A 16,995-nucleotide genomic window follows, 5' to 3' on the forward strand; every position below is an offset into this window, starting at 1 on the left:
ATAATAAGAGTTCAGTCAAAACACAAATTAAAATTATAAAACATGATTTTAGAAATGAAAGTCCCTTCTCCAGGGGAATCCATTACGGAAGTAGAGATAGCGGAATGGTTGGTAAGTGATGGCGATTATGTTGAAAAAGATCAGGCTATAGCAGAAGTGGATTCCGATAAGGCTACTTTAGAATTGCCAGCAGAGGAGAGTGGAATAATTACTTTAAAAGCAGAGGTAGGAGATGCCGTTGCTGTAGGCTCTGTAGTATGTTTAATAGATACTAGTGCTTCCAAACCGGAAGGGGCTGCCAAAAGTGAGGAAAAACCAGCGGAGAAAAAACCTGAAGTAAAAGAGGTGGCTGAAAAGAAAACTGAGGCAAAACCTGAAAAAACTTCCTATGCCTCCGGGTCGGCTTCCCCAGCAGCTAAGAAAATCTTAGCTGAAAAAGAGTTGGATGCCGGTTCTATTAAAGGTACTGGTAAGGATGGAAGGATCACCAAGGAAGATGCTGTAAAAGCGGTTCCATCAATGGGTACACCTACAGGTGGGTCTAGAGGTGAAAGTCGCTCCAAGTTGTCCATGTTGCGTCGTAAGGTGGCAGAGCGGTTGGTGTCGGCCAAGAATGAGACGGCCATGCTGACCACCTTTAATGAAGTGGATATGTCGGCTATTTTTAAATTGAGAAATCAGTATAAAGAAGATTTTAAGGAAAAGCATAATGTTGGTTTAGGCTTTATGTCCTTTTTCACCAAAGCGGTAATAAGAGCATTGCAAATGTACCCTTCCGTTAACTCCATGATAGATGGTAAGGAAATGATTTCCTTTGATTTCTGTGATATCAGTATAGCGGTTTCAGGACCAAAGGGGCTTATGGTGCCAGTGATACGCAACGCAGAAAATTTAACCTTTAGGGGTGTGGAATCCGAGGTGAAAAGGTTGGCCATTAGAGCTCGTGAGGGTGAAATTACCGTAGATGAGATGACTGGTGGTACTTTTACGATTACCAATGGCGGGGTTTTTGGTTCCATGTTATCCACTCCAATAATCAATCCACCACAAAGTGCAATTTTAGGAATGCACAATATAGTGGAAAGACCCATTGCACGTGATGGGGCCATTGCAATTGCACCAATTATGTATGTTGCCCTGTCCTATGACCACCGTATTATAGATGGTAAGGAGTCTGTAGGGTTTCTAGTGGCGGTAAAAGAGGCATTGGAGAATCCGGAAGAGTTGTTGTTGGACAATAACGTAAAAAAAGCGTTAGAGCTTTAATATAGTACTCAAGGGGCATGGCCCCTCATGTAATAATGTAATAGAATTGGAATTGACCTGCCAGGTTTTTAAAACTTGGCAGGTCTTATTTTTTTACGCACGTTGATTGTTATTATTGTTTTAGGTATAGGCGGTTTTTTTTGTAATCAATAATTGCCTTACCTTTTTTTAGGATATCAGCACCTATAATGCCGTCCACTGGCATAGCTTTATGCGATGTTAAAGCTTCATTTACATGTACGAGGTCGAACAGGACAATTTTATGTTTTTTCTTGGACCAACTGCCCATTTCTATTCTGTTTTTAGTCGATAGTTTTGTAAACATTTCTGTAGCACCAGCACCTGCGGCCTTTATTTTGGAGTCTTTGGAATTTAATTTAAAGAAATCTATTTTGTCCAAACCAATACATGTGTTTGATGCTCCTGTGTCTAAAATAAACCTGCCTTTCACACCATTGATAGTGGCAGCAACTTCAAAATGATTTGTTGCCGTTAAGACCAAGGGAATAGTGACATATTTTTTTTTATGTAGAAAAACTTTAAGACTGGGCATATTTATTTTTTTGTCAAAGATAATCCTATTTTTGTTCTATGATATTAACAGATACGCATACCCATTTATATAGTGAGGCTTTTGATGATGATCGCAATTTGGTTATAGAGAGGGCTATGGATTTGGGGGTAAAGCGCTTTTTTATTCCAGCAATCGATTCATCCTATACCACAGCCATGTTGGATTTGGAAAAATCCTATCCAGATAATATATTTCTGATGACAGGATTGCATCCAACCCATGTAAAGGAGAATTATTTGGATGAACTGGACCATGTAGAAGAGATGTTGGCCTCAAGGAAGTTTTATGCAGTGGGGGAAATTGGTATTGACCTATACTGGGATAAAACGTTTCTTAAGGAACAGCAGATAGCCTTTAAGCAGCAAATACAATGGGCAAAGAAATATGCTTATCCCATTGTAATCCATTGCAGGGATGGTTTCGATGAAATATTCCATATTTTGGAGGAAGAAAAAGGTGGGGAGCTGTTCGGTATTTTTCATTGTTTTACAGGTACTTTTGAGCAGGCACTTAAGGCTATTTCGTATAACATGAAATTGGGTATTGGGGGAGTGGCAACCTTTAAGAACGGTAAAATAGATACCTTTTTAAAGGAAATAGATCTGAATCATGTGGTTTTGGAAACCGATTCTCCTTATTTGGCACCTGTTCCTTATCGAGGTAAGCGCAACGAGAGTGCTTATTTGGTTAATGTCCTTGAAAAGTTGTCGCTCATTTATGGGGTGGACAAGGAAGAAATAGCGGCGATTACTACTGCCAATTCCCAGGAAATATTTGGGGTCTAGAAAGTAGTTGAGCGCAGTGTTTGGTATACTTGATTCCATAATAACATATTTTCCTATTCTGCATTCTAATAAAAATTAAAATTGAAAAACAGCACCTCCACAGTTAAGAATACCAAAATTCTCCTCATTTATACAGGAGGGACCATAGGTATGGTCAAGGATTATGAGTCTGGGGCCCTAAAGGCTTTTAATTTTAAGAAATTGATTAAAAATATCCCTGAGCTAAATCAGTTGGATTGTGATATAGATAACATTTCTTTTGATGTGCCAATAGATTCATCCGATATGAATATTGGCCATTGGGTCAACATCGCTACTATTATCAAGGATAATTATGATGTTTATGACGGTTTTGTTGTGCTTCATGGCAGTGACACCATGAGTTATACTTCCTCTGCTTTGAGCTATATGTTGGAGAATTTACAGAAACCGGTGATATTTACGGGTTCCCAGTTGCCTATCGGTGACCTAAGAACGGACGCCAAGGAAAATCTAATTACCTCAATTCAGATTGCAGCATTGAGGGAGGATAACAGGCCGGTAATTCAAGAAGTTGGTCTGTATTTTGAATATAAATTATATAGGGCAAATAGGACCACAAAGATAAATGCGGAACATTTTGAAGCTTTTGCATCATTAAATTACCCGCCTTTGATCGAATCCGGGGTACATTTAAAAGTAAATAAGGAGTATTTAATTAGGCCCAACCCATCCAAAAAGTTAAAAGTCCATTTAAAAATGGATCAAAATGTGGTAATTTTAAAATTATTTCCCGGTTTTAATCAATCTGTGTTGCACAATGTCTTAAATTCCCCTAACTTAAAGGCAGTGGTTTTGGAAACTTATGGCTCAGGAAATGCTCCAACTAACGATTGGTTTGCATTGGAATTGAAAAAAGCCATGGATAGAGGAATTTTTATTATAAATGTAACACAGTGTTCAGGAGGGAGTGTTCTTATAGGGCATTATGAAACCAGTAAGCACCTTCAGAAATTACAAGTTATTAATGGTAAGGATATTACGACGGAAGCTGCTATAGCCAAGTTAATGTATTTGCTTGGTAATAATGTTTCACCTAAGTTGTTCAAAACCATATATGAAACATCTCTCAGGGGTGAAATGCAATAAAAATAACGGTCTAAATTTCTTTAACTAATATTTTTTTTGTTATTTGGCTGCCCGATAAGAAGAACTAGAGAGGTGGCCGAGTGGTCGAAGGCGCACGCCTGGAAAGTGTGTATACCCCACAAGGGTATCGAGGGTTCGAATCCCTTCCTCTCTGCTGTTAAGTTTTAATTTTTATATTGCGATTTTTTTTTATCTTTAACCCTATTAACTAACTAAATTTAAGTTTGAAAGAAATGAAAAGACTATTCTCTATCCTAGCAACAGCTGGGTTATTTGTGGCAGGTACAAATACAGTAAGTGCAAAAGTTGTTGCAGCAGCAGCTATTTTGCAAGATGCGGCTCCAGCAGCGGAAAAAGGATTTACTCAAGTGCTTAAGGAGCAATTTATACAGGGTGGTGCCGGATTTATGGGTATCGTTCTTTTATGTTTAATTCTTGGTTTGGCAGTAGCGATCGAAAGGATTATTTTCTTAAATCTTGCGACTACCAACACAACAAAACTAAAGCAACAAGTAGAAGATGCTTTGGCTTCTGGTGGTATTGAAGCTGCAAAGGAAGTTTGTAGAAATACAAAAGGTCCAGTTGCTTCTATCTACTATCAAGGATTGGAAAGAGCTGGAGACAGTATCGAATCTGCTGAAAAAGCGGTTGTAGCTTACGGAGGTGTGCAAATGGGTCAATTGGAGAAAAACGTTTCTTGGTTGTCCTTGTTTATTGCAGTAGCTCCGATGCTTGGGTTCATGGGTACGGTAATCGGTATGATTCAGGCCTTCCAGAAAATCGCAGCAGTAGGTAACTTAAGTGCTTCACTTATTGCAGGTGATATTCAGGTGGCGTTATTAACAACGGTATTTGGTCTTATTACAGCGATTATCCTTCAGATTTTCTACAATTATATCATTGCAAAGATCGACAGTATTGTAAATGATATGGAAGATTCATCAATCGCTTTGATTGATATGTTGGCAGATCACAAAAAATAAGTCGCACACTAAATACTTAAAGTATCATGCATAAAATAGTTAAAATAATATTAGTTGTACTCGGAGTGATCGGGGCCATACTTTGGTTCCAGCTTCCAGGTAGAGACGTTCCGGCAACGGAAGCCATAAATAATGGGTCTATGAACTTTATGTTCATTATCACCTATTTATTGTTGGGCATTGCGATAGTGGCCTCGGTTCTTTTTGGATTAATGAATTTACTTACGTCCAAGGGAGCCCTAAAGAAAACCTTGTTTGGGATAGGTGGTCTTTTAGTAGTCGTTGTTATTGCTTATGCACTGGCTAATGGAACAGACGTGAATTTGGATGAAATGGCCAGAAAAGGGGTTCCAACCACTGAAAGTACAGTTAAAACCATAGGAATGGGATTAAATGTATTCTTCATCCTTACAATAATAGCAGTAGGTGCTATGTTGTGGTCTGGAGTTAAGAAAATGATTAGTAAATAATAAAATATAATATTATGCCAAAAAGAGGAGCACCACCAGAGGTAAATGCAGGTTCTATGGCAGACATAGCGTTCTTATTACTTATCTTTTTCTTAGTGACTACCACTATTGAGACAGATGCAGGTTTAGATCGTATGTTGCCACCAATAGAGCCGCCAGAAAACGATGTAATCATTAAGCAAAAGAATATTTTTCAGGTCAACATAAACCGTGACGGACAATTATTGGCTGATGATGAGTTAACAAATATTAAGGATTTAAGGGCCAAGGCCATAGCTTTTTTGGATAATGGTGGTGCGCCTTCGGGAGCTGCAGATTATTGTAGCTATTGTAAAGGGACCAGGGATTTATCCTCTTCCGATAGCCCTTCCAAGGCTATCATATCACTAAAGAACGATAGGGAGACCAAATACGGGACCTATATCACGGTTCAGAATGAATTGGTTGGAGCCTATAATGATCTTAGGGACAGAGAGGCACAACGTTTGTTCAAAAAGAACTTTACGGATATGGAAGCTGAATATCTTAACCCTGAAACTCCGGACAACGTTCGTGACGAATTGAAGGAAAAGGTAAAGAAAATCCAGGATTTGTTTCCTCAGAAGCTTTCAGAGGCTGAAACATCGTCAAACTAAATTCAGAAGTTAAAAACTAGATACTATGTCAAAATTTAATAAGAAAAAGGATGCGGCTTTACCTGCGGTGAATACTGCATCATTGCCAGATATCGTTTTTATGCTTTTGTTCTTCTTTATGACGGTTACGGTAATGAAAGATAGTACTCTTAAGGTTGAAAACGTACTTCCAAATGCTACAGAAATTAAAAAACTGGAGAAAAAGGATAGGGTAATTTATATTTATGTTGGGAAACCGACCCGTGAATATGAAAAGACTTATGGTACCGAATCTAAAATTCAATTGAACGATAAATTTGCTGCCGCATCTGATGTAGGAGATTATATTTTGATGGAAAGGGCCAAAAAGCCACAAGAATTACAAAATGTATTGACAACCGCACTTAAGGTGGACAAGGATGCCAATATGGGTATTATTTCAGATATTAAACAAGAACTTAGAAAGGTAAATGCCTTGAAAGTAAATTATACCACCTATGACGGTGATGCCTTCAGGAATTTACAATAGTTAGTAAAAGGATAAGAGAATCGGAACGCTTCAAATGCTTATATTTGAAGCGTTTTTTTATGTTTAATTAATTACCTTTAGAGGGTTATGAGAAGCACCTTCATATTAGCAATTGTTATGTTTTCTGCTGCCTTTGCTACCGGGCAAGTTTTGGATACCGATCAAAAAGAGGATAGAAAGTACCTTGAAGATCAGTTTTATATGGGGCTTACCTATAATTTTACCACAAAGCTTCCTAGTGGCGTTTCCCAGAGAAATTTATCATACGGATTACAAGCTGGTTTTATTAAGGATATTCCGCTTAGTTATGATAGGACTTTTGGTCTGGGAATAGGCTTTGGGTATGCTATGAATTCCTACTATACCAATCTATTGGCCTCGCAACAGGGTACCCAATTAGAGTACTCTGTACTGGATGGTGATGCTGATTTTAAAAGAAACAAAATAGCCACCCATGTCTTAGAGTTTCCTTTTCAGTTTAGGTGGCGAAATTCGACTCCTAAGGAATACAAATTTTGGCGGGTATATACCGGTATTAAGGCCGGCTATGTTTTTGATGGTAGGTCCAAGTTTGTTTCCAGTACGGATAGAATTGTCTTTGTTAACAAGGATATTAGGGATTTTCAATACGGCCTAACCTTAAATGTGGGATACAATACCTTTAATATCCATATTTACTACGCAATAAGTCCGTTGTTCAAGGATGGTGTTATGGAGGAATCTGGGGAGAATATAGAGCTTAAGCCTTTAAACGTAGGACTTATATTCTATATTTTATAGCCAAAATTTGATTGTAAATAGTTGAGTGAGCAGGCCAATTGCAAAACCAATTATGACTTCCGATTTAGTGTGGGCTTTTAAGTAAAGTCTGGAGGTGGCAACTAGGCCACAAAGCAGAGTTACTATGCTAATGGCAATAGTGACGTTAATCTCAAAATGAATACTAAGGTTTATCAGGAACATCAATAGGCTACCCATGCCCAATAGGTGCATACTACATTTGAAGTTTAGGAAAAGCAGAACAAGGGCGCTAAATAAGCCTGCTATAAGGCCTAAAAAATAGTAATGTAGCTCTATGGTAAAGTTGTTGGGTATAACTTTGAACAAGACCATTAAAAGTAGTCCAAGGCTAATATAAAGTTGATACTTCCTTTCTTTGAGATCTGGCATAAATACTGAGCTTATAACACCGACGTTCCGAAGGATTAAATAACAGATGATAGGAATTATTATAGTCAATATAAAAATGGGCAATATATTGCCACTCTGTACTTCCAATGGACTGTATTTGGGAGTAATCAAAAAGTAGGCTATGGTGCCTGCAAAGGGTATAAAAAGCGGGTGTAGTAGGTAAGATATAATCTTTAGGAATAGTCGCATTAAATCTGTTTTCTCAACCTCGCTACAGGGATATCCAATTGTTCCCTGTATTTGGCAACGGTTCGCCTGGCAATAGGGTATCCTTTTTCTTTGAGTATAGCGGCCAATTTATCATCCGTAAGTGGCTTTTTCTTAATTTCCTCTCCAATAACGGTTTCCAATATTTTCTTTATTTCTTTAGTGGATACATCCTCTCCTTGATCATTCTTCATGGATTCTGAAAAATAATCCTTTATCAGCCTTGTGCCATAAGGAGTATCTACATATTTGCTATTGGCTACCCTGGAAACCGTCGAAACATCCATGCCGATACCGTCAGCTATATCCTTGAGGATCATGGGTCGCAGTTTGCGTTCATCGCCCGTAAGGAAATATTCTTTTTGATATTCCATGATTTCGTTCATGGTAATGTAAAGTGTTTGCTGGCGTTGTCTAATGGCATCTATAAACCATTTGGCAGAATCCAGCTTCTGTTTAATGAACATTACCGTGTCCTTCTGGGATTTAGATTTTTCCTTGGAATCTTTGTACCCTTGTAGCATATTGTTGTACTCTCTGGAAACATGAAGTTCTGGGGCATTTCTTCCGTTAAGGGTAATCTCCAATTCCCCCTCAACGATACGAATGGTGAAATCCGGGACCACATGTTCCACAATTCTGTTATTTCCGGAATATGAGCCACCTGGCTTAGGGTTTAAGCGCTCAATTTCAGTAATGGCACCTTTCAGCTGTTCCTCTGAAATATTGTGTTTCTGAATAAGTTTTTGATAGTGTTTCTTTGTGAACTGTTCAAAAGATTTCTCCAATAAAACAATAGCTAACTCAATACTTGGAGTAACCTCTTTTCTTTTCAATTGAATAAGAAGACATTCTTCCAAAGTTCTTGCGGCAACACCAGCCGGGTCAAGGTCTTGAACTAAACGCAATACCTTTTCAATGGTCTTTTCTTCTGTATATATATTTTGTGTAAAGGCCAAATCGTCCATGATGTCGGTAAGCGGTCTTCTAATATAACCGCTCTCATCCACACTGCCCACCAAGAACTCGGCAATAGACCATTCTTCATCCGTTAAATAAACAGTATTTAACTGGTTAATTAGATATTGATTAAAAGAAATTCCAGCAGCGTATGGAACACTTTTTTCCTCATCATCGGCACTGTAATTATTGGCTTGGGTACGGTAATCCGGAACCTCGTCATCGCTTAAGTAATCGTCAATATTTATATCTTCGGCATTTATGCTTTCGCTATCGGTTTCATTGTCGTATAAATCATCAAATTCATCCTGTTCGGCTTCACCTTCTTCCTTTCCAGTTTCCAAAGCAGGATTTTCTTCCAGTTCTTGTTTTAGTCTTTGTTCAAATGCTTGCGTAGGCAATTGAATCAACTTCATCAACTGTATCTGTTGTGGAGATAATTTCTGCGATAACTTAAACTGTAAGTGTTGTTTCAGCATAAAAAATTGATAATCTTTCCTATAAAGTTAAAGAATTATGTTTAGAACTCGGCATTTTGTGGGGTTCTTGGAAATGGGATTACATCCCTTATGTTGCCCATTCCGGTTGCAAATAATACGAGCCTTTCAAAACCAAGTCCAAAACCGCTATGCACGGCAGATCCAAATTTCCTAAGGTCTAAATACCACCAAAGTTCCTTTTCATCAATTCCTAGGGCCTTAATCTTCTCCAGCAAGATATCCAAACGTTCTTCTCGTTGAGATCCACCTACTATTTCTCCAATCCCTGGGAATAATATATCCATTGCCCTAACGGTCTTGCCATCCTCGTTTAAACGCATATAAAACGCCTTTATTTTAGCGGGATAATCAAATAGTATCACGGGACATTTAAAATGTTTCTCGACCAGGAAGCGCTCGTGCTCGCTTTGGAGGTCAGCTCCCCATTCATCGATAATATATTTAAATTGCTTCTTTTTGTTGGGCTTGCAGTTTCTTAAAATATCTATGGCTTCGGTATAGGTTACCCGCTTAAACGTATTGTCCGAAACAAACTTTAGTTTTTCGATCAATGGCATCTCACTGCGCTCGGCTTGTGGTTTGCTTTTTTCTTCGTCCAATAATCGCTGTTCCAAGAATTGTAGATCCTCCAAACAGTTTTCTAGCACATATTTAATAACCTCTTTAATAAAGTCTTCTGCCAAATCCATGTTGGCGTCCAGGTCATTAAAGGCTACTTCGGGTTCAATCATCCAAAATTCAGCCAAATGTCTGGACGTGTTAGAGTTTTCGGCCCTGAAGGTAGGTCCAAAAGTGTAAACCTTTCCCAATCCCATGGCATATGTTTCTGCTTCTAATTGTCCAGAAACCGTTAAATTGGTTTCTTTGCCAAAAAAATCTTCCTTATAGTCTATTTCCCCTTTTTCCGTTAGGGGTGGTTTTTTACTATCCAAAGTGGATACTCTGAACATTTCTCCAGCTCCTTCAGCATCCGAACCAGTTATTATTGGTGTATGCACATGAAAAAATCCATTCTTTTGGAAATACTGATGTACCCCAAAAGAAAGTGCCGAGCGTACCCTCATAATGGCGGCAAAGGTATTGGTTCGTACCCGTAAATGTGCCTTTTCCCTCAAAAACTCCAAGGAGTGTTTTTTAGGTTGAATAGGGTAGGCCTCTGGATCGGCTCCACCGTGAACCCTTATTTCCTTAACCTGTATTTCCAAGGATTGTCCCTTGCCCTGACTTTCTACCAAAGTGCCACTTATTCCAAGTGCCGCTCCCGTATTTATTTGCTTAAGTAAACTTTCATCAAATTCCTCAAAATTTACTACGCATTGTATGTTGTTTATGGTTGACCCGTCGTTCAAAGCAATAAATCTATTGCTTCTGTATGTTTTTACCCAACCATTAACAATAACTTCTTGGTGTAAATGATCGGAAGATAATAGCTCTTTTATGCTAATTGTATTCATTTGAATTCCTTCTAAATTAAGTGGCAAAGATAGCCTTTTTGCAAAAATAAAAATTGAGTATATACCTGTACCTGCCAGGGGGAAAATATTTTAATAATTAGGTTATTCTTCCTTATCAGAGATATTTAATTCGTCTTTGGGGAGAATGTCTATTTGCGGTTCTTTTAACACTTGTTTGTTTGCAATGCTTCTTTCAAGGGAAAGCAGTAATGACGGCAAAAGAATAAGGTTGGCCAGCATGGCGAACAATAAGGTTGCAGAAACCAAGGCGCCTAAGGCTACAGTTCCTCCAAAACTTGAAATTACAAAGACCGAAAAACCAAAGAAAAGGACAATGGAGGTGTAAAACATACTTACTCCGGTTTCCCTCAAGGCGGCATAGACCGATTTTTTTATTCTCCAATGGTTTGCGATGAGTTCCTGTCTATATTTCGCCAGAAAGTGTATGGTGTCGTCCACTGAAATTCCAAAGGCAATACTAAATACCAAAATAGTGGAAGGCTTTATGGGGACGCCTACAAATCCCATGACACCTGCCGTTATCACTAAAGGCAATAAGTTTGGGATCAAGGATATGACAATCATCCTAAAAGACCTAAATAAATAAGCCATAAAGAGCGCAATAAGTCCAATTGCCAAGGCAAGTGACATTATCAGGTTTTTCACCAAATATTTGGTCCCTTTTAAAAATAGGAGGGCACTACCTGTCATGGTTACCTTGTACCTGTCCGATGGAAATATCTTATCAATATTTTCTTTTAATTTCGCTTCGATTGCTTCCATGCGAGATGTTTTTACATCCTTCATGTAGGTGGTTATCCGGGCTACTTGTCCAGTGCTATCCACAAAACTTTTGAGAAGATTGCCGTTATCGGCCGATTTTCTGGCCACATCCATGATAAAAGTGTTCTCTTGGGCGGTGGGGAGTTGGTAATATTTAGGGATACCACTGTAAAATGCCTGTTTGGAATACTTGACCAGGTCTACAACGGAAACCGGTCTGGAAAGTTCAGGAATCTCATGAATTACTGTTCCTAATTCATCCATTTTCCTTAGGGTGGAAGGTTTTAAGACCCCTTTGGGTCTTTTCGTGTCCACTACAATCTCCACAGGCATTATTCCGTCGAACTCCTGTTCAAAAAAGCGTATGTCCTGAAAAAACTCTGCCTTTTTTGGCATATCCTCTATGGGGCTTCCTGAAATATCTATTTGATATATACCTATTATACTGGCGACCAAAAGCACTATGGATACAATATATACCGTAATCCTTCTATCCCTTACGATGCTTTCCATCCAACTTACAAAAGTTTCTATCCACTTGGTGTTTAAGTGTTTCAAATGCTTGTGTTTTGGAAGGGGCATGAAGCTATAGATAATTGGAATTATCAAAAGAGATAGCACAAAAATTCCAATAATATTGATTGAGGCAACAATCCCGAACTCTTTAAGTAATTTACTGTCGGTTATTATAAATGTGGCAAAACCTGATGCGGTAGTTACATTAGTCATCAAGGTAGCATTGCCAATTTTCGAGATTACACGCTGTAAGGATAATGCCTGGTTACCGTGTTTTTTTACTTCTTGTTGGTATTTGTTTATAAGGAAGATGCAGTTAGGTATGCCAATAACAATTATTAATGGTGGAATAAGGGCAGTAAGAACCGTAATTTCATACTGCAGTAGTCCCAAAATCCCAAAAGCCCACATAACTCCTATAATCACAACAAACATGGAAATAATGGTTGCCCTAAAGCTTCTAAAAAAGAAAAAGAAAATCAATGAAGTAACCCCAAGCGCAGCAAGAATAAATTTCCCGATCTCATCGATAATGTTCTGGGAATTCATGGTTCTTATATAGGGCATTCCTGAAATATGGACATCAAGATCAGTTTCTTTTTCAAAATTCTTGACCAAGGTGGATAGGTCTTCCAATATAAAGTCTTTCCGTACCGAAGTATTTACGATGTCCTTGTCCAAATAAATTACACTGCGTATAGTACGAGTTTTTTTATTGTAGATAAGATTGTCGTAAAAGGGGAGTTCATTAAAAAGGTGATTGGTTAAACTGTCTACCTCCTTTTTGGTTTTTGGTGCTTGCTTTAAAAAAGGCTGCATAACAAATTCTTGCTTTACAGTATCCTTTATAAGCTCTTGTAGATTATCCGTAGACAATACGAAATCTACTTCAGGGAAAGCTCCCAATTGTTTGCTTAGCTTGTTCCAGCGATTAAATTTTTCAGGTGTAAACAGTGAGCTGTCCTTGACTGCCAGTACGACAACATTTCCTTCCTCTCCAAATTGTTTTAAAAAGGATAGGTATTCCAGATTTACCGGATGGTGATCCGGCAAGAGGTTGGCCTGTGAATTTGAAAACCTCATTTTGTCCCATTGCAGGGACATAAAAATGGTCATGATGGCCAGTAAGACTAGAATTAGAATTCTATTTCTAAGTATTATCCTTGCTATTTTTGCCCAAAACCCTCGCGTTATCTTTGCAACCATCTAGTGAAACGTCTTATTTTATAATGCCATTTTGGGCATGCAATCCGTTATGTACAATTAGCTGTCCCAATTGTACAGCCGCTTGTTGAATCCTAAAATTATTCGAGCGCAAAGGTAGAGAATGATTGTTATTGTTCCTAGAAAGCTTGAATTAAATACTGGGTTCAAGGGATCGATTTATTCGGCCTGCGATAGTCGCCGTGAAAATGATATTTTTCAAATTGAAAATATACATAGAAATTAAAAGAGCGACCAATTGGTCGCTCTTTTAAAATTGTTAGTGATAAGGTTTAAACCTTCATGATTTCTGCCTCTTTGGTCTCAAGGAAGGCATCGATCTTTCTTATATATTTGTCTGTAAGTGTTTGCACATCGCCTTCTGCATTCTTCTGTAAATCTTCTGATACGTCTAGGTTTCTAATCTCTTTGTTGGCTTCTTGCCTTGCGTTACGGACACCAATTTTGGCATCTTCGGCTTCCGCTTTGGCTTGTTTTACCAAATCTCTCCTGCGTTCTTCCGTTAGTGGAGGCACGTTGATAATTACAAAATCGCCATTGTTCATAGGGTTAAATCCAAGATTGGCGTTCATTATAGCTTTTTCAATTTCATGTAACATGTTTTTTTCCCAAGGTTGAACGGACAAAGTTCGAGCATCGGGAGTATTTACATTGGCAACTTGGGATAAAGGGGTGGGGGAACCGTAATATTCCACCATTACACTGGATAACATTACTGGACTTGCTTTTCCCGCCCTAATTTTTATGAACATTTTTTCCAAGTGGGCTATAGCGCTATCCATTCCTTCCTTGGTGGTGTCCAGTATAAATATAATATCTTCGTTCATTTGCTATTTTTTTTAAATTGATTTAACACAAATAGTGCCAAAACTATAGATTTACGACCGTTCCTATGTTTTCTCCAGAAACCAATTTCATAAGGTTCCCTTTTTTGTTCATATCAAAAACTACAATTGGCAATTCGTTCTCTTGACTTAACGTAAAGGCGGTAGTATCCATAACTTTAAGCCCTTTTGTTAAAACATCTTTAAAGGAAATGGTATCGAACTTTGTGGCTGTTTTGTCTTTTTCAGGATCCGAGGTATAAATTCCGTCTACCCTAGTACCTTTTAAAATTACATCGGCCTCAATTTCTATGGCCCTTAGAACTGCTGCTGAATCTGTTGTAAAATAGGGATTGCCAGTACCACCACCGAAAATTACTACTCTGCCTTTTTCCAAATGTCGCATAGCGCGTCTTCTTATGAAAGGTTCTGCTACCTCATTTATTTTTATAGCAGATTGCAATCTAGTTTGTACACCCTTTAATTCCAAAGCACTTTGAAGTGCCAATCCATTTATAACTGTGGCCAACATACCCATGTGGTCTGCCTGTACTCTGTCCATTCCATTGCTGGCTCCCGCCAATCCTCTAAAAATATTTCCACCACCAATAACAATAGCTACTTCTATGCCCTTGGCTACCACCTCTTTAATCTCCTCGGCGTATTCAGATAGACGTTGACCGTCTATACCATACTGCTTTGTTCCCATTAAGGCTTCTCCACTGAGTTTTAAAAGTATTCTTTTGTAATGCATCTTGATGTTGATTAATTTGAAGCAAAAATAATCAAAAATATTTATGAAGCATCTTGAGGTGATGGATTCATGTATCCTTAATTATTTCATAATGGATATGGGAAGGTAGAATTATTTTTATAATCTTGCGTGGAATACTAGAGTTCGACCCATTAATATGGGTAAAGAGCTATGGGTTGCCATGTAAGGGGTCTTTAAGGCTTTTGGCTTTTTAAGGAATAACAATAGGTAAAATCAATTGAAAATGTCAAATAGATTAAGGTTATTTAAAAATTTATGGTTTTTTGGGATAGCAATGTTGATGCTACAAGGATGTGGTACTTCCAAGTCATTGGTGGCTGCGAATAAGGCGGGTATTGTTGCTAAAATTGATTTGGTCAAGGTGGTGGATGATCAGGTTTTTGTGGAGGTAGATCCTGGCGCTTTTACATCTGAGAACATATCTTTTTATATTCCTAAAACAGTTCCAGGGACATATAGCGCGGATAATTATGGTAAATATGTAGGTCAGTTCAAGGCACTTGATTACAAGGGGGGAGAATTGCCCTTTGAGAAAATAGATGAGAATACTTGGAAAATTAGTAATGCCAGGCAATTGGACAAGGTTGCTTATTGGGTAAATGATACCTATGATACCGAGAGAGAAGTGGAGGATAAGGTATTTTCTCCTGCAGGGACCAATATTCTGGAAGGAAAGAATTTTATGTTGAACCTTCATGGATTCGTGGGTTATTTTGAAGGTTTGCAGGAATTGCCATATGCTTTGGAAATTACAGCTCCAAAGGGTATGGAACCAGCTACCTCCTTGACCAAGGGGATTCAAAATGTGAAAACACCTGATACGGATGTTTTTGTTGCAAAGAGGTACTTTGAGTTGATAGACAACCCTATCATGTACTCCAAGCCCAGTATGGAGACCTTTCAGGTAAATGATATTTCGGTTACTTTGAGTGTGTATTCTCCAAATGGACATTATACGGCGGCAGGTTTAAAAGGTAGTATGGAAAAAATGATGCGGGCCCAAAAGACATTTTTGGGTGATATCAACAGTACTAAAAATTACACTATCATCCTTTATCTTTCGGATATGGAGGGCAAGGATGCTACTGGATTTGGAGCTTTGGAGCACCATTCTTCCACGGTGTTGATTATGCCAGAACAAATACCCAAAGAACGGTTAGAGGAATCAATGATCGACATAGTCTCCCACGAATTTTTTCATATCGTTACACCCTTGACCATTCATTCCAAGGAAATCCAATATTTCGACTTCAACGACCCCAAAATGTCCATGCATCTGTGGATGTATGAGGGGACTACTGAATATTTTGCCAATCTGTTTCAAATTCAACAGGGGTTGATTTCGGAGGAGGAGTTTTATAAGCGACTTATGGATAAGGAGGGGAATGCTAATTCCTATGATGATAAGATGTCGTTTACCGTCATGAGCAAAAATATTTTGGAAGAGCCCTATAAGGGTAATTATGCCAATGTATATGAGAAAGGGGCCTTGATAAATATGGCCTTGGATATTAAGCTTAGGGAATTAAGTGGAGGTGAAAAAGGAGTTTTGTGGTTAATGAAGGAGCTTTCAAAAAAATATGGGGAATCTACTCCTTTTGAAGATGACAACTTGATCAATGAAATTGAAGCTATGACGTATCCGGAAATAAGAGATTTCTTTGAGGTTCATGTCATTGGTGAAACCCCCATAAATTATGATGATTATTGGCGAAAAGTAGGACTTGGAAAAGAATCTCAAGAGCAATCCACTGGCTATTTTTTAGATGGGGACATACCGTTTATAGATATTGATCCTGCTAATGAGAATGAAGTGTTTATTCGTAAGGGAATTACTCTAAATTCTTTTTTTAATGGCATTGGAGCCAAAGGTGGAGATATTATTAAAAGTATAGATGGAACCCCCATAACCTTAGAAATAATGAGGGGGATTATAGGTATGAGCTTTGGTTGGGCACCGGACAGGGAAATAACCATGGTGGTGAAACGAGGGGATGAAGATCTTAGTTTGACAGGTAGAGTAGGGGTGCCAACATTAAAGGCCATAAAACTTGTACCCATGGATGGGGCATCTGGGCAACAGATCAAGCTACGGGAAGCTTGGTTGAAAGGATAAAGGCTTCTTGAAAGGATTGTTTTAGTTGGAAATCATCGAATCTTTTAAGAAGAAGCAATTTGATTTAAAGAATGTTAGTGGCGGCTATTTTATTTT

Annotated in this window: 16 protein-coding genes and 1 tRNA gene; 10 read left to right on the plus strand and 7 right to left on the minus strand. The window is 38.3% G+C overall.

Going from position 1 to position 16,995, the window contains the following annotated elements; all coding sequences use genetic code 11:
- The first annotated feature begins 42 nt into the window (after positions 1-42).
- The gene (gene odhB, locus CWD90_RS20435) at positions 43-1,266 is read left to right on the plus strand and encodes a 2-oxoglutarate dehydrogenase complex dihydrolipoyllysine-residue succinyltransferase (protein WP_103477915.1); all 1,224 of its coding nucleotides are present in this window, start codon (positions 43-45) and stop codon (positions 1,264-1,266) included.
- A gap of 112 nt (positions 1,267-1,378) precedes the next feature.
- Here the strand turns inward: odhB and CWD90_RS20440 are convergent, their stop codons facing one another.
- Positions 1,379-1,819, minus strand: coding sequence for a retropepsin-like aspartic protease family protein (locus CWD90_RS20440; RefSeq protein ID WP_103477916.1), 441 nt, complete (start codon positions 1,817-1,819; stop codon positions 1,379-1,381).
- Between the two features lie 38 nt (positions 1,820-1,857).
- On the opposite strand from CWD90_RS20440, the gene CWD90_RS20445 reads away from it, so the two are divergent.
- The 8 genes from CWD90_RS20445 to CWD90_RS20480 all read left to right on the plus strand — a co-directional run bounded on the left by CWD90_RS20445 (position 1,858) and on the right by CWD90_RS20480 (position 7,129).
- On the plus strand, positions 1,858-2,625 hold the full coding sequence (locus CWD90_RS20445) for a TatD family hydrolase (RefSeq protein ID WP_103477917.1): 768 nt from the start codon (positions 1,858-1,860) through the stop codon (positions 2,623-2,625).
- Positions 2,626-2,706: 81 nt separating this feature from the next.
- Entirely contained in the window at positions 2,707-3,753 is a 1,047-nt protein-coding gene (locus CWD90_RS20450) for an asparaginase (RefSeq protein WP_262494965.1), read from the plus strand.
- Positions 3,754-3,819: 66 nt separating this feature from the next.
- Positions 3,820-3,907, plus strand: a tRNA-Ser gene (locus CWD90_RS20455).
- A 79-nt stretch (positions 3,908-3,986) separates the two neighbouring features.
- On the plus strand, positions 3,987-4,736 hold the full coding sequence (locus CWD90_RS20460) for a MotA/TolQ/ExbB proton channel family protein (RefSeq protein WP_103477918.1): 750 nt from the start codon (positions 3,987-3,989) through the stop codon (positions 4,734-4,736).
- Between the two features lie 26 nt (positions 4,737-4,762).
- Positions 4,763-5,206 carry a hypothetical protein gene (locus CWD90_RS20465; RefSeq protein ID WP_103477919.1) on the plus strand — a complete coding sequence of 148 codons (444 nt, stop codon included), beginning with the start codon at positions 4,763-4,765 and terminating at the stop codon, positions 5,204-5,206.
- 14 nt (positions 5,207-5,220) lie between these two features.
- Positions 5,221-5,841: an ExbD/TolR family protein gene (locus CWD90_RS20470; RefSeq protein WP_103477920.1), complete on the plus strand. Its 621-nt coding sequence runs from the start codon at positions 5,221-5,223 to the stop codon at positions 5,839-5,841.
- A 25-nt stretch (positions 5,842-5,866) separates the two neighbouring features.
- Positions 5,867-6,349: an ExbD/TolR family protein gene (locus CWD90_RS20475; RefSeq protein ID WP_103477921.1), complete on the plus strand. Its 483-nt coding sequence runs from the start codon at positions 5,867-5,869 to the stop codon at positions 6,347-6,349.
- 87 nt (positions 6,350-6,436) lie between these two features.
- Complete coding sequence (locus CWD90_RS20480; RefSeq protein WP_103477922.1) at positions 6,437-7,129, plus strand: porin family protein; 693 nt, start codon at positions 6,437-6,439, stop codon at positions 7,127-7,129.
- On the opposite strand, the gene CWD90_RS20485 is transcribed toward CWD90_RS20480, so the two are convergent.
- From CWD90_RS20485 to pyrH, 6 genes are all read right to left on the minus strand, one after another.
- The gene (locus tag CWD90_RS20485; RefSeq protein ID WP_103477923.1) at positions 7,124-7,729 is read right to left on the minus strand and encodes a hypothetical protein; all 606 of its coding nucleotides are present in this window, start codon (positions 7,727-7,729) and stop codon (positions 7,124-7,126) included. The two genes, CWD90_RS20480 and CWD90_RS20485, sit on opposite strands and share 6 nt — an antisense overlap.
- Positions 7,729-9,186, minus strand: coding sequence for an RNA polymerase factor sigma-54 (rpoN, locus tag CWD90_RS20490; RefSeq protein ID WP_103477924.1), 1,458 nt, complete (start codon positions 9,184-9,186; stop codon positions 7,729-7,731). The genes CWD90_RS20485 and rpoN overlap by 1 nt, the downstream gene beginning before the upstream one ends.
- Positions 9,187-9,227: 41 nt before the next feature.
- Positions 9,228-10,661 (minus strand): asparagine--tRNA ligase, encoded by a 1,434-nt coding sequence (asnS, locus tag CWD90_RS20495; RefSeq protein WP_103477925.1) that lies wholly within the window; start codon positions 10,659-10,661, stop codon positions 9,228-9,230.
- Positions 10,662-10,763: 102 nt separating this feature from the next.
- Complete coding sequence (locus tag CWD90_RS20500) at positions 10,764-13,166, minus strand: efflux RND transporter permease subunit (RefSeq protein ID WP_103477926.1); 2,403 nt, start codon at positions 13,164-13,166, stop codon at positions 10,764-10,766.
- A gap of 290 nt (positions 13,167-13,456) precedes the next feature.
- On the minus strand, positions 13,457-14,011 hold the full coding sequence (frr, locus tag CWD90_RS20505) for a ribosome recycling factor (protein WP_103477927.1): 555 nt from the start codon (positions 14,009-14,011) through the stop codon (positions 13,457-13,459).
- Between the two features lie 43 nt (positions 14,012-14,054).
- A complete protein-coding gene (gene pyrH / locus CWD90_RS20510) occupies positions 14,055-14,762 on the minus strand; it encodes a UMP kinase (protein ID WP_103477928.1) in 708 nt (235 codons plus the stop codon).
- Positions 14,763-15,006: 244 nt separating this feature from the next.
- Here pyrH and CWD90_RS20515 point away from each other — a divergent pair, with 244 nt between their 5' ends.
- Positions 15,007-16,899 carry a M61 family metallopeptidase gene (locus CWD90_RS20515; RefSeq protein ID WP_103477929.1) on the plus strand — a complete coding sequence of 631 codons (1,893 nt, stop codon included), beginning with the start codon at positions 15,007-15,009 and terminating at the stop codon, positions 16,897-16,899.
- Positions 16,900-16,995 lie beyond the last annotated feature (96 nt).

The sequence above is a fragment of the Arenibacter catalasegens genome, assembly GCF_002909235.1.
Classification (GTDB): Bacteria; Bacteroidota; Bacteroidia; order Flavobacteriales; family Flavobacteriaceae; genus Arenibacter; species Arenibacter catalasegens.